General features: G+C 40.3%; 12 protein-coding genes. 5 read left to right on the top strand and 7 right to left on the bottom strand.

The window, feature by feature from the left end; all coding sequences use genetic code 11:
* Nucleotides 1-13 precede the first annotated feature (13 nt).
* Entirely contained in the window at nt 14-391 is a 378-nt protein-coding gene (locus AUR67_RS10850) for a hypothetical protein (protein ID WP_054561783.1), read from the bottom strand.
* 150 nt (nt 392-541) lie between these two features.
* Here AUR67_RS10850 and AUR67_RS10845 point away from each other — a divergent pair, with 150 nt between their 5' ends.
* A complete protein-coding gene (locus AUR67_RS10845; RefSeq protein ID WP_058585284.1) occupies nt 542-1,294 on the top strand; it encodes a Nif3-like dinuclear metal center hexameric protein in 753 nt (250 codons plus the stop codon).
* A gap of 4 nt (nt 1,295-1,298) precedes the next feature.
* Here the strand turns inward: AUR67_RS10845 and AUR67_RS10840 are convergent, their stop codons facing one another.
* Both AUR67_RS10840 and AUR67_RS10835 read right to left on the bottom strand, forming a co-directional pair.
* Nucleotides 1,299-2,063, bottom strand: coding sequence for a YdcF family protein (locus AUR67_RS10840; RefSeq protein ID WP_058585283.1), 765 nt, complete (start codon nt 2,061-2,063; stop codon nt 1,299-1,301).
* Nucleotides 2,064-2,118: 55 nt separating this feature from the next.
* Entirely contained in the window at nt 2,119-3,006 is an 888-nt protein-coding gene (locus AUR67_RS10835) for a LysR substrate-binding domain-containing protein (RefSeq protein WP_054551603.1), read from the bottom strand.
* Between the two features lie 363 nt (nt 3,007-3,369).
* On the opposite strand from AUR67_RS10835, the gene AUR67_RS10830 reads away from it, so the two are divergent.
* Both AUR67_RS10830 and AUR67_RS10825 read left to right on the top strand, forming a co-directional pair.
* A complete protein-coding gene (locus tag AUR67_RS10830; protein ID WP_235591825.1) occupies nt 3,370-4,014 on the top strand; it encodes an alpha/beta hydrolase in 645 nt (214 codons plus the stop codon).
* Nucleotides 4,015-4,016: 2 nt separating this feature from the next.
* Nucleotides 4,017-4,847, top strand: a complete 831-nt coding sequence (locus AUR67_RS10825; protein WP_058585282.1) for an alpha/beta hydrolase — start codon at nt 4,017-4,019, stop codon at nt 4,845-4,847.
* Between the two features lie 200 nt (nt 4,848-5,047).
* Here the strand turns inward: AUR67_RS10825 and AUR67_RS10820 are convergent, their stop codons facing one another.
* From AUR67_RS10820 to AUR67_RS10810, 3 genes are all read right to left on the bottom strand, one after another.
* The gene (locus AUR67_RS10820) at nt 5,048-5,527 is read right to left on the bottom strand and encodes a YchJ family protein (protein WP_054551601.1); all 480 of its coding nucleotides are present in this window, start codon (nt 5,525-5,527) and stop codon (nt 5,048-5,050) included.
* 40 nt (nt 5,528-5,567) lie between these two features.
* Nucleotides 5,568-6,005: a SulA-like leucine-rich domain-containing protein gene (locus tag AUR67_RS10815; RefSeq protein WP_054551944.1), complete on the bottom strand. Its 438-nt coding sequence runs from the start codon at nt 6,003-6,005 to the stop codon at nt 5,568-5,570.
* 302 nt (nt 6,006-6,307) lie between these two features.
* Nucleotides 6,308-8,233: an alpha/beta hydrolase family protein gene (locus AUR67_RS10810; protein ID WP_058585281.1), complete on the bottom strand. Its 1,926-nt coding sequence runs from the start codon at nt 8,231-8,233 to the stop codon at nt 6,308-6,310.
* Nucleotides 8,234-8,382: 149 nt separating this feature from the next.
* Between AUR67_RS10810 and AUR67_RS10805 the strand changes: the two genes are divergently transcribed.
* Entirely contained in the window at nt 8,383-8,973 is a 591-nt protein-coding gene (locus AUR67_RS10805) for an ATP-binding cassette domain-containing protein (protein ID WP_058585280.1), read from the top strand.
* Entirely contained in the window at nt 8,970-10,064 is a 1,095-nt protein-coding gene (locus AUR67_RS10800) for a DUF6136 family protein (RefSeq protein ID WP_058585279.1), read from the top strand. The genes AUR67_RS10805 and AUR67_RS10800 overlap by 4 nt, the downstream gene beginning before the upstream one ends.
* Here AUR67_RS10800 and fadE read toward each other — a convergent pair.
* Nucleotides 10,061-12,517 carry an acyl-CoA dehydrogenase FadE gene (fadE, locus tag AUR67_RS10795; protein ID WP_054551597.1) on the bottom strand — a complete coding sequence of 819 codons (2,457 nt, stop codon included), beginning with the start codon at nt 12,515-12,517 and terminating at the stop codon, nt 10,061-10,063. The genes AUR67_RS10800 and fadE overlap by 4 nt on opposite strands.
* Between the last annotated feature and the right edge of the window lie 301 nt (nt 12,518-12,818).

Here is a 12,818-nt window from a genome sequence, read left to right as displayed (position 1 = left end):
AAGTGTAATTTGATTACACAACACCACGCGGTAAACGACAATCGTGGTCTTTTTCAGCTAGGTTAACAATCCAAAGCTCTTCAGCTTTGTAACCGTCATCGTTTGCTGTAACAACAGTGAACGATGCTTTTTTAGCTGTTTTAGCCGGTGCAGCGGTTTTAGTTTTGGTTTTTTTCGCTGGTGCTTTAGGTGCTTCTTCTGCTTTAGGCTCAGCTGTTTTACCAGAAGTGAGCTCTTCAGTCAGCGCTGCAACATCAGCAAGGCGCATATTTTTGCCACCGTCGATGCTATACCAACCAGGTTTTGTTGTGATTTCAGGTTTCTTACCATTCGCTGCTTCGTATGCTGCTTCGAAGGCATTTAACACTTCTGTTTTGTCTAGTTTGCTCATCAGAGACCCTATACGTTGTAAACACAGATTAAGAATATATATTTATACCTATTTTCAGCTTACTTTTCAATTTTTTGCGATTTTCCTTCCATTTTTCACTCATAAACGCCAAAATTTGCACAAAATAGAGGGTTGAAGGACGATTTTTATATGCAACGCAAACAATTTACTCAATTATTAAACGACATTCTTAAACCTGATTCTATCGCTGACTTTTGCCCAAATGGCTTACAAGTTGAAGGTGCGAGCGACGTAAAAAAGATAGTGACGGGTGTCACAGCTAGCCAAGCATTGATTGATGCCGCTATTGCAGAAAATGCAGATACTATTTTAGTACATCACGGCTATTTCTGGAAAGGGGAATCGCAGCCAATCACGGGCATGAAAAAGCGCCGTATTGCTGCGCTTTTAAATAATGATATTAACTTATATGGCTATCATTTACCGCTAGATATACACCCTGAAATTGGTAATAACGCGCAACTGGCTAAGTTACTCGATATTGAGTTCACAGGTGGGCTTGAATCTGGTCCAAATAGTGTGCCGGTAAAAGGGCGTTTAAAAACACCTTTAAGTGGTGAAGAATTTACCGCCAAAATAACCCAAGTACTTAATCGTGCGCCATTAACTAGTTTGGTAAGAAAAGAGAAAATCGAAACCATCGCTTGGTGTACAGGTGGCGGACAAGGGTATATTGATTTAGCGGCTGCTCAAGGTATTGATGCTTATCTTACAGGTGAAGCCTCTGAGCAAACGATTCATAGTTCACGCGAGCAAGGTATAGACTTTTTTGCAGCTGGTCACCATGCTACTGAGCGTTATGGCATTAAAGCCTTAGGCGAGCTTTTAGCTGAGCAGCACGGTTTTGATGTAACGTTTATCGATATCGACAATCCAGTCTGATGTTCTACAGCGCCTCTGGATCAATCCAGCGGCGCACACTCACCCATGCACTGCCAATTTTCTCATGCGCTACTCTGGTAACTGCAACAAGTACTGCAATGTTAGGTATAAACTGTTTGTACGTTGGATACTGACTAAAATCTTGAAAGTCGGTTGCCGCTGGGATCACATCAATGCCTTGTGCATTAAATAAGTCTTTCGCTCGCGGCATGTGGCTCGCTGAGGTGACTAAGGCAGTTTTTTTATCGACTAAATAAATGGCAAGTCGTTTCGCTTCTTCTGCGGTGTCCATGGCGAGAGAGTTTTGTTTAATTCTCGTTGCAGAAATACCTAACGCTTTTGCCGTTTCAAACATGAGCTGGCTATTGGTAGTATTGGCAAAACCGCCTCCTGATACATAGAGGGTGGCATTTGGGTAGTGGTGGGCAAGCTTAACACCTTCAAGTAATCGAGCAAGCGCGCAATCGCCTAACTGGTGGTTTGCTTGAAGGCGCGAGTTGGGCATTATAGAGCAGCCAAGTACCACAATATTATCGAGTTTAGGGTGTTTTGCTTGGTTAAATTGCCATGCCGGGTTATTGCTTGCAGCTATCAGTGACTGACCAATAAATGGCGTGCTTATTAGCATTAAAGTTAAAATACTAACAAAGCCAAAATAGAGTGCTTTGCGTTTATGTGTAATGGCTAAAAATACCATCACTAAAGTAAGCAGCCCGAGCAATGGCAGGGGCATTAATAATGAGCCAATGATCTTTTTAATTTCAAACATGTATCAACACTATTGTCTGTAACAGATGCTGTTATGTTAGTTATTTTGCATTACTTTAGCGACCGTTATTTTGCTTACATGTATTTAAAAAGTGGCGATAAACTGGGTTATCTTTCATATTCTTTTTCATTGCTAAATACATAGGGCGAGTAAGGCCTAGTGCACCTAACGGAATAGACTTAATGAGCCCTTGGCTTTCATAAGGGGTGACTAGCCAGTCTGGTAATGCTGCAACCCCCATACCTGCACTCACTAATTGAAATATCAATAAGCCTTGGTCAACCGTTTTAAGCGTGCCATCAAAGCGTGCATTTTGAATAAAATGTTTAAAGATGTCTTGGCGCTCACGGGGAATAGGGTACGAAATAATTGTTTCGTTTTTTAAATCAAGGGCGGTGACATAGGCTTTTTTTGCCAACTCATGATCCGGTGCAACGATTAGTTTTAATTTAAAATCAAACAGGTGAGCATACTCAAGTTGATCTGGTTCACGAATATCAGAAGTCAGCACTAGATCTAATTCATCATTAATTAAATCTGGAATGGCGTCGTAACTAAAACCGCGCTCGTAATCAATTTTAATATCAGGCCAAAAGTTATTAAATTCTTTTATGGTTGGGAGCAACCAATGAAAGCATGCATGACACTCAACGCTTAAGCGTAAATTTGAAATTGGCTGGTTAAGGCTTTCTTTTAACCGACATTTTGTTGCCTCAACACGAGGTAATACTTCATTAGCAAGCTCCAGAAGTAGCATACCTTGCGGAGTAAAACGCACAGGCTGTGTCTTACGTTCGAACAGCTGGCAATCTAACTTATTCTCGAGATCTTTAATTTGATGCGATAAAGCCGATTGAGTTAAAAACAACTCACGGGCGGTATTGACCAAAGAGCCTGTTTCTTTAAGGGTCGCTATGGTTTTTAGGTGCTTTATATCAATCATCTTTAAAAAATCTCATGGAAAATGTGAGTCTAACTCAGATTACGAACATACTACGCCTTAGAATTTATTTTTTCAACGTCTAGACGTCTAAAACTTGCAGGTATTTTAACTGCTTTTTTACAATACGCCTTTTTATAAACAATTGACAGCGTTGTCATCTGGTTTTTTATAGTTTTACTATGAAATTCCATGAATTTACCTCAAGTTGAAACTTGCAGTTTAAATCGTGATACAGCTTGCGATTAGTAATTTGATATTTAATTAAAATTACTGAGAGTAGGGTTTAGTTTTTTGCTAAGATATTATTTTTTAAGGTGTTGTTATCTTCTATTAGGTGTAATGTGATTTTTTAAAGGAATGCTTGTGATACATACCGTACTTTTACTCTGTGCTTGTTTGGTTTTGCCTGTTTGCGCTGGCACTATTTACAGTCAGTTTCCTACAGAGATTGACCCGCATGGTCACTATGTTTTTTATTCACATGGTTTTATCGTTGAAGGGACAAACCCTAAGCCTGTTCACAAAACCTTTGGGGTTTATGATTTTGTGGCTGTAAAAGAAGCACTGGCAGATGAGAGTTATCATTTAATTGCGTATCACAGGCCAAAAGACACTGAACCTTTTGCGTTTGCGAAGAAACTCGCTGCAGATATTGAAGCATTGATCAGTGCCGGTGTTGCTGAGTCGAACATTAGTTTAGTTGGTTTTTCACGGGGCGGGGCTTTGTCGATCCTGGCAGCCAATGAACTTAAACGTACACATATCAACTTAATTATATTGGCAGGTTGTGCAGGCCTTATAAAAAATCACACATCAGTTAAGGCTTATGGCAAGGTGTATTCTATCTTTGAGCGCTCAGATCAGGTTGGCTCTTGCCAATTTTTAATTGATAGAAGTGACGTAACTAAGTTCGAAGAAATAAGCATTAATACAGGGCTCTCCCATGGCGCATTTTATAAACCAAAAGATGAATGGCTGTTACCAATTAAGAAGTGGCTAAAGGATTAACTATGCCTTATATATTGCTCGTTTTTGTGATCAGTGTTTTGGGGGTGAGCGATGTAAGCCATGCTGAGCCGTTTACTTTGCCACGTACTAATACTGTGTTACTTAAAGATAGACAGACCGAAAACGAATACCCCATTACGATTAAGTTGCCACGCAGCTACCAAAAGCAAAACCAGAAGCGCTACCCAGTTGTTTACCTATTAGATGCAAACTACAGTTTGCCAATTGCCTCTGGTGCTAGTCGCTTTATGATGAATTCGGGGGCTATAGAAGAGGTAATTATCGTTGCAGTAGGATATCAAAAAGGTGTATCTGGGCTTAATAGTCGTATTTATGACTATACGCCATTTGAAGATAAAAATTGGCAGCGTAAAACTGGCGGAGCAAGTCAGTATCTAAACTACCTAAAACATACTGTATTGCCTTATATTGAGGCCGACTTCAGAACAACCCAAAAAAGCACGTTAGTCGGTAACTCGCTTGGCGGTTTATTTGCGGCTTATGCCTTATTCACTGAGCCTTCGCTTTTTTCAAATTATATTATCGGCAGTCCTTCAGTGTGGTTTAAAGAAAACTCAATATTAGCTATGGCTGTAAAACCAGCTGCCAACACAACAAAAGTTTACATCGCAGTGGGTGAACTCGAAGAAAGTGAAGGTGAAAAAATGGTGTCGGGCGCAAGGCAATTAGCAGCTAAAATTAATAAACAAGGTGGCGCGCTGGTTACAACAAATTTATTTGTTATCCCTCAGGCACGCCATGCAACAGCATTCCCAACAACGATTACCCAAGCCTTAGACTGGATTTACCAGGTTAATACCAACCCGCAATAATACTTAATCATTTTGAGGGATCAAACCTGTCGCTAACTGCGTTAAAAATTTCTGATTTACGACTGCATGGATGCAGAAGGTAGAGCAATGCAGGAGCAATTGCCGAGCACAACTAAATAACGAAATTTTTGCCTTGCTATCAACGAGGTTTTATTGCCTCAAAATAGACTACTTAATTAAGCGGATTGGTATAAGAGCAATTAAAGAGCGTGACACTTTTTATATTTTTTGCCGCTCCCACAAGGGCACTCGTCGTTACGGCCAATTTTAATATCTGCAACTGGCGTTATATCACCGTCTAGGTAACGCCATAGGCCATCTTCTTTAATAAAACGCGACTTCTCGTGTAACTCACAATACAAGTTTTGGTAAAAGTAATTAGCTTTAAATTCTACAAAACCTTCTTGCTCGTTATGTTCAGTATCTAAAACACTTAGCTTGGTAAAACGGCAGCTATTAGCAAAATCTTTAATTTCGCGAACAGGGTTAGCGGCTTGCTGGCTTTGTGCATAGGTACTAAATACATATTTCGCATCTTTGAGCGCGTATGCACTAAAACGAGAACGCATAAGTTGCTCTGGGGTATCAGCTTGGCTTGCACCTGTATGAAAAGGCTGGCAGCAAAGCTCGTAAGTCGATTCGCTGCCACAAGGACAAAGGGAGTGTGTGAGTGATGTCATAACAACTTACCTATAACTATAAATTGTTATTTTAACAAGCCTATTGTGGCTGCGGTACTAAATTGTTTAATTGAGCGCTTTTTGTAAAACAATAAAATTTAGCAGATGCCTGCTCAAGGTTTAAGTTCATCGAATCAAGTTGATGATTGTTTACAATATCTGTCCATGTGATCACAGCAGCAAAATTACCGTTATGTAATGCTGAACTAAGAACATACTCAAGATTAACTAAATGTTTTTGTCTGATCACAAGTAGTTTGCTGGTATCAATCGAACATGAATCTAGTAAGGCTTTACTAGGAACATGATCAGGAGCAATTAATAGTGTCCATGCATTTTGGCTATTGTAATGATGCAATACTTTTAATAGCTCAAAAGTTGCTGAAATTTCGTCTTCAATTTGAATTAAATTAACAGACGCTTTGTCGTTATCTTGTTGGTAGCTTTTAACTGTTCTTAAGGTAATTGGCTGTAACATAACTTTCACTCACTGGTTGTTTATACAGTATGTGTATACAGTAGTTTATACAGTGTTTTTGCGCAAGTACTTTTTTGCTATTTTTTAATCAATGATTCAGTTTTATTTTAGTCAAAATAATTTAATTGTTATTAAACAGTGGTTTATGGTTTTATTTTGAAGGTTGGAAAAGGTAAAAGATTTACCAGTAAAGATATACAGTATTTTATACAGTACTGTGTAAACTGTTAAATTTTGATTCTATACAGGTGTTTTGCATAAAAAAGCCGGCATAATACCGGCTCTTTACCTTTGTAATTTTGCTATTTATCTAAGTAGGTATTTAAGAACTCAAGGTATGCATTTGAGGCTTTTATGCGGTTTTCTTTTTTAGTAAAACCATGGCCTTCATCATCGAATAATACATATTCAACAGGCACACCATTTGCCTTTACAGCGGCAACAAGTTCATCGCTTTCTACTTGTAAAACGCGAGGGTCGTTAGCACCTTGGATCACCATTAATGGCTTGGTGATGTTTTTAGCATGAAATAGTGGCGAAATGGCACGGTGACGTTCACCGTCTGTCGCTGGGTCGCCCATTTCATCATACAGTGCCTTTTTAAAGCTTTCCCACCATGGTGGAATCGAATTTAAGGTTCTAACCCAGTTTGTTACACCAAATATATTAATGCCTACTTTGAACTCTTCAGGTTCGAAGGCGAGTGCTGCGGCGGTCATAAAGCCACCGTAGCTGCCCCCCATAATGCCAATTTTATCAGCATCAACCCAATCTAGGCTTTGTAGGTGTTTTTTACCGTAAACAATATCTTGTAAATCGTCAGTGCCATGCTTTTTATCATCTAAATGGAAGAAGGTTTTACCATAGCCTGAGCTGCCACGGTTATTAACTGCAAAAATGGCATAACCATGATTGACTAGATGCTGCTGCATTGCACTATATCCTGTGCGACTTTGGCCGCCAGGACCGCCGTGCACCCAAACTAAAGCTGGTACTTTGTTGTTGCTATTAGCTTGCTTAGGCTTATATAAAACCCCAGGGATCTCTAGACCATCAAAGCTTTTAAAGCGCACAATTGTGCTTTCAACCAAGTCATTTTGATCAATTGCATCACTTAATGTGTTGGTTAATTGTTTAGCTTTTGATTCACCGAGTTGCCACACAAATAGGTTACTAGGCGAGGTATCTGAATTTAAATAAAACGCCATGGTCTTTTCATCTGCTGAAAAGTTCACACCACGTAAGTTACCAGCTGGCAGCGATGGCATGGCAATAGCTTTACCTGTGGTGGTATCAATTATCGACACTTTAGTGCTTGCATCAGCATTAACACCGCTTACTTGATAACGGCCAGATTTAGAGAAGTAAATAAAACTCACATCCCACTCATCTTTAAGGGCAGGGCTGTGCTCGCCGGTCGTTAAGTCATAGCGCCACACCTCTGCAAATTCACCTTTGGCATCGGTTGAGTAATATAATGATTTACTGTCTCTTGAGAAGGTCTCTGGGCCATATTTAGCGTCGTCGTCATGACGAGTGATAAGTTCTGGTTTCAGTGTTTTTTTACGCGTATCGAGAATAAATACATCGCTGTCTTTGTTCGAATTGTTTTTCGATAAAGCAATAAAGCGGCCGTCAGGGCTTATCGCACCGACATCTAGCCCCATAGTATTTTGATAAACAGGCGTTACTTCATAGCTGTTAGCATCAACACGATATAGGTCCATAAACTTAGCATCACGCTGATTGCTAGTTATAAAAAAATGTTTACCGTCTTCTGTGAAACCTGCAAATCCTGCTCGGGTTTCTTCACCTGGCGTAAGATCTTTAACTGTGCCATCTGTTTCGCGAACGTAGATGTGATAACGCTCGTTACCGCCAGAGTCTTTAGTAAATAGTACGCGCTCATCTTTAGGGAAATAAGCCACAGCATAAGTACTGTCTTCAAAGTCTGTTAAGCGGGTTTTTTTGGCGGTTTTTATATCTACTTCATAAAGGCTATAAATGCCGCTTTCGTCACTGCTAACAAGTATTTTGTCGCCTTTCGGTGAAAAGCTGCTGCCCATAATTGAGGTTGTGTCAAAAAAGGTTTCAGCATCATACTGTTTAACAGTTTGGCTTTGTTGCACGCTTTCGGTGCTATTTGTTGATGGGGTTGATTGAGAACATCCTGCAAGCGCAAGGCTAAGCGCGCATGCAACGGCAGCTAGTTGAAAACTCGGTTTCATTGTAATTATTCCTTGTTAATTTTTCGTTATCAAGTGTTGCCTGTTCATAATCTAAACGCAAGTTTTACCCGTTCGATATTTGTTACAAATCATGTAAATAAATAGGGACATGGGTGTGCTACTATTTTTTCATTATTAAAGGAATAAACATGATTGAAATTAACAACCTCAATAAGCGCTTTGCTTCAGCCCACGTTTTTGAAAACTACAGTAAGCTATTACAAAGTAAACGAGTTTGTTTACAGGCAGCGAATGGCAAAGGAAAAACAACATTACTGATGATGCTAGTTGGCCTTGAAAAGCCGCAGTCAGGGCAGGTTTTATATAATAATGAAGCACTAAAATCGCCGCAAAGTGATGTTTCAATTGCTAGCGATCGTATTGCTCTGCCGGATTTTTTAACTGCCCGGCAAATTATTGAACTTAGTTGCAAGGCGTTAAAGAAAGACATGCCGGAGCAACTCATTACTGGATTTAACTTTACAGAGCACCTTAATACTTGTTTTAGTGCTTTGTCGAGTGGAAACCAAAAGAAATGCCAGCTTATCACTGCTTTTTTAAAGCAAGCTCCATTTTTGCTATTAGATGAACCGAGTGCAGCACTTGATCAAACAAGTATTCAATTTTTGCTGACCTTACTTGATGGCTACTTAGATGATAAACCTAATGGGCAAGTCATCATTACAAGCCACGAACCTGAGGTGTTTATACAGCATGGTTTTGAGTGCACAACATTATGATTGAATCTCTTGCTAGCTACGTGTCATTCCTTTCTTATAGATACCTAGCATATACGACCACTCTCAAAAGCATGCTATCTCAGTTAAAGAGTTTTAGTTTGCTGCTCGCACTGGTGCTAGGCCCTGCATTTCTTGGTATGGTTTTACTTTTGTTTTTAGGTCTTGGAAAAATAGTCGATAGCCATACAGAACCCGCTTACGGTGCAAAAATAGCAGTGGTTTATCTTTTACTTGAATCGGTAATGTTATGGGCCATGGCATCAGCTATTAAAAATTCCCAAAATAGGGCGTTTCAGCGAAGCCTTTATAAATCCTCTTGGCGAGTATGTGCTGACTGCAAGTTACTACTTTTAAGTAATGCTTGGCTCATTGCCAGTTTATTAATCGCAATAGATCTATCGTTAAAGCAGTGGCTACAAGTACCTCATTTTATGGTGTTTATGTTGTTGCAGTGGCTATGTGGAGTATTTGTTCTTTATAGGCCGCGTGCACTTTTTTATAGTTTATTGCTCAGTTCTGTCTTGGTATTACTGCCTGTTAGTTTATCTCCGCTACAATATTATCTATGTTTTGTTGCTATTTTCGGCTGTTCGATTTTACTCCCACCAGTAAGAATAAGTCATAAGCTAAAAGTACACTCGCTTGCTTTATTTTGGCTTAGTTACTTTATACAGCACAGTTGGAGCTTAATATGGCGTGGCTCAGTATTGTTAGCATGCTTGCTCGCTTTATTACAGCTAATTGCAGTGCGTAATGACTTTAGTGACTTGATACAAGTTGTGGCTTTTTCAGTATGCGTGTTGCTAACAAGCTCGCTGCAGTTCGATTGCTTGGCTGTTTTTAAAAAATATCGGCTGTTCTTTCAAAGCAATAACCAAGATAAGCCGTTTTATATAAGCCATTTTTTACCGAGCCTTATATTTTTTGCTGTGGCTTTAATTGTAGTTATAAGCATGATTGGCACTAACTCGATTTACATCCCCATAGGGGCAGTATGGTGTGTATTGCAGCAATATTTAGCGCAAAAAAAACCAGCGCAATTTGCGCTGGTTTGGTTTTTCATAACAATTGGAATTGTTTTGCTAGCTTAAGCGGCGTCTGCTTTTTTATCGCTCTCGCCGCGGGCAACATTACCTGCAACTAAGTCTGCTGGGTCAAAGTCGTCAACGTTAATAACGTCAAGACGGGCTTTTTCAACTGCAGCTAGTTTGTCGGCTTCAGCTTGGCTTAAAATGCCTGCTTCTAGGCCCATTTGCGCTACTTTATCAAGCTGGAAGAAAGGCAGTTTTACGCCTTTTTCACGGCATACCTTGTCAAACAGAGGCTCAACTTCAAGAATGTCTTTAAGCGTTTGCTCTTGACGACCAACAAGGTTAAGTGGCTCGTTTTTAAGGTAAATGTAGTTAGCTAAACGGTTACGAGTTTCGCTTGGTACTTGTAATAAGTGAGCAAGTTTGTGCTCAAGCTTATCAGTAGGCTTACGTACTGGACGACCGAATGGGAATAACATGATTTTTAGCATCGCACGTAGTGGTGCAGATGGCATGTTATTGATTAAGTCAGCGAGTGCACGTTGGCAGTGGTAAAGGTGATCTTGGCAGCTCCATTGAACAAGCGCAAAATCTTCTTTTTTACGGCCTTCGTCGTTGTAACGTTTAAGTGTTGCAGATACAAGGTATAAGTAGCTTAGTAAGTCACCTAAACGTGCAGAGATACGTTCTTTACGTTTTAATGAACCACCAAATACCGCCATGCTGATATCTGACATTAATGCTAATGATGCACTGAAGCGTGACGCAACACGATAAAACTCAGCGGTCTCGTCTTTGTACGGCGTACTTGTGAAACGAGCATTGGTTAATGCTAACCACTTAGTACGAACAAGGTTCGAAATAGTAAAGCCAACGTGACCCATTAACGCTTTATCGAATACTGCAAGCGCTTCTTCACGGTCTTCAATTGCACAAGCACCTAGCTCAGTTAACACGAATGGATGACAACGAATTGCACCTTGACCATAAATGATCATATTACGCGTTAAGATATTTGCACCTTCAACGGTAATTGCAATTGGCGCACCTTGGTAACCGCGACCTAAGTAGTTGTTTGGACCAAGCATGATGCCTTTACCACCATGAACATCCATGCCGTGAATAGTCGCTTCACGCATTTGCTCAGTTAAGTGGTATTTGATAATCGCAGATACAACCGATGGTTTTTCACCAAGGTCAACAGCCCCTGTAGACATGCTAACAGCAGCATCAGAGCTATATGCGTAACCTGCAAGTTTTGCCATTGATTCTTCAACACCTTCCATTTGACCAATTGGTAAACGGAATTGACGGCGAATACGGCTGTAAGAGCCTGTTGCAAGCGCAATTGTTTTAATGCCACCTGTTGAGTTAGACGGCAATGTGATTGCACGACCAACAGATAAACATTCAACCAGCATACGCCAGCCTTGGCCGGCCATTTTCGGGCCACCAATGATGTAATCAAGTGGTACGAAGATGTCTTTACCGCGAGTAGGACCATTTTGGAATGGAACGTTTAGCGGGAAGTGACGACGGCCAATTTCTACTCCAGGAGTATCTGTTGGGATCAGCGCACAGGTAATACCAGGTTCTTTGTCATCACCTAGTAAACCGTCGGGATCTTGTAGTTTAAATGCAAGACCAAGTACAGTCGCAACTGGAGCAAGAGTAATGTAACGCTTGTTCCATGTTAGGCTAATACCAACAACTTCTTCGCCGTTCCATTGACCTTTACAAACAACACCGTAATCAGGAATTGCACTTGCGTCAGAACCAGCTTCTGGTGATGTTAAAGCAAAACATGGAATCTCTTGACCACTTGCTAAGCGTGGTAAGTAATGATCTTTTTGCTCTTTAGTACCATAGTGCTGAAGTAATTCGCCCGGACCTAATGAGTTAGGTACACCTACGATAGAAGAAAGTAACGTTGATTTACTGGTTAGCTTTTGCAGTACACATGATTGTGCATAAGCAGAAAACTCTAAACCGCCGAATTCTTTTTTGATGATCATGGCAAAGAATTTATTATCTTTTAGATATTGCCAAACATCTTGCGGTAAATCAGTTAGTTCGTGAGTTGCGTGCCAGTCATCTAGCATACTACACACTTCTTCAACTGGACCATCAATAAACGCTTGCTCTTCGATAGTCAGTTTAGGTGCTGGGTATTGGTGCAATTTGTTCCAGTCAGGACGACCACAAAACAGATCCGCTTCCCACCACGTAGTACCGGCATCGATTGCTGATTTTTCAGTATCCGACATAGTCGGGGTTACTTTTTTGAAAGCAGCGAAGATAGGTTTAATGATGTATTGTTGACGAACGCCAGTCACAGAAAGTGGCACAGCGATAAGTAAGAATAGTAGCCAACTAATTGCGCCAAACGCGCCAGCAAATGTGCCAACAAGTAAAGTCGCAACGGCAATACCTAAGCAGGTATTCCAGCTTGCTCTGTGGTAACTCGCAATACTAAGCAGCACGAGTAAACCAAGTAAAAATATGAGAGTCATTGATTATTCCTTAATAGAGGTCAGACCACCTCTTTTAGAGTAGCGCTAGAAAAGCGAATTATCAAGAGGGGAACAAGGATTAAAACGGCTTGTTTGGTGAGTTTTATTATTTTAAAAATGGCTATCAGTGCAAAAACATTTACAGCAGATGAGGGATTGTTGAGTAATTACTTATAATCAGTGCCGTTATTCTTGCGATTAGTTGCGAATTGCTCAGATAGTTCTGAAAATCTCAGCATAGCAGTTGCCATCCTTAGCGGTATGTTTAACAATGAGCGCAGGCAGGGATCAGCCCATCATG

The organism is Pseudoalteromonas sp. XI10 (genome assembly GCF_001469895.1).
Taxonomy (GTDB): domain Bacteria; phylum Pseudomonadota; class Gammaproteobacteria; order Enterobacterales; family Alteromonadaceae; genus Pseudoalteromonas.
This window is presented reverse-complemented; position numbering and strand designations above follow the sequence as displayed.

Coding starts and splice junctions, on each gene's coding strand:
- AUR67_RS10850 (WP_054561783.1), bottom strand. CDS start 391: ATGAGCAAACTAGACAAAACAGAAGTGTTAAATGCCTTCGAAGCAGCA.
- AUR67_RS10845 (WP_058585284.1), top strand. CDS start 542: ATGCAACGCAAACAATTTACTCAATTATTAAACGACATTCTTAAACCT.
- AUR67_RS10840 (WP_058585283.1), bottom strand. CDS start 2,063: ATGTTTGAAATTAAAAAGATCATTGGCTCATTATTAATGCCCCTGCCA.
- AUR67_RS10835 (WP_054551603.1), bottom strand. CDS start 3,006: ATGATTGATATAAAGCACCTAAAAACCATAGCGACCCTTAAAGAAACA.
- AUR67_RS10825 (WP_058585282.1), top strand. CDS start 4,017: ATGCCTTATATATTGCTCGTTTTTGTGATCAGTGTTTTGGGGGTGAGC.
- AUR67_RS10820 (WP_054551601.1), bottom strand. CDS start 5,527: ATGACATCACTCACACACTCCCTTTGTCCTTGTGGCAGCGAATCGACT.
- AUR67_RS10815 (WP_054551944.1), bottom strand. CDS start 6,005: ATGTTACAGCCAATTACCTTAAGAACAGTTAAAAGCTACCAACAAGAT.
- AUR67_RS10810 (WP_058585281.1), bottom strand. CDS start 8,233: ATGAAACCGAGTTTTCAACTAGCTGCCGTTGCATGCGCGCTTAGCCTT.
- AUR67_RS10805 (WP_058585280.1), top strand. CDS start 8,383: ATGATTGAAATTAACAACCTCAATAAGCGCTTTGCTTCAGCCCACGTT.
- AUR67_RS10800 (WP_058585279.1), top strand. CDS start 8,970: ATGATTGAATCTCTTGCTAGCTACGTGTCATTCCTTTCTTATAGATAC.
- fadE (WP_054551597.1), bottom strand. CDS start 12,517: ATGACTCTCATATTTTTACTTGGTTTACTCGTGCTGCTTAGTATTGCG.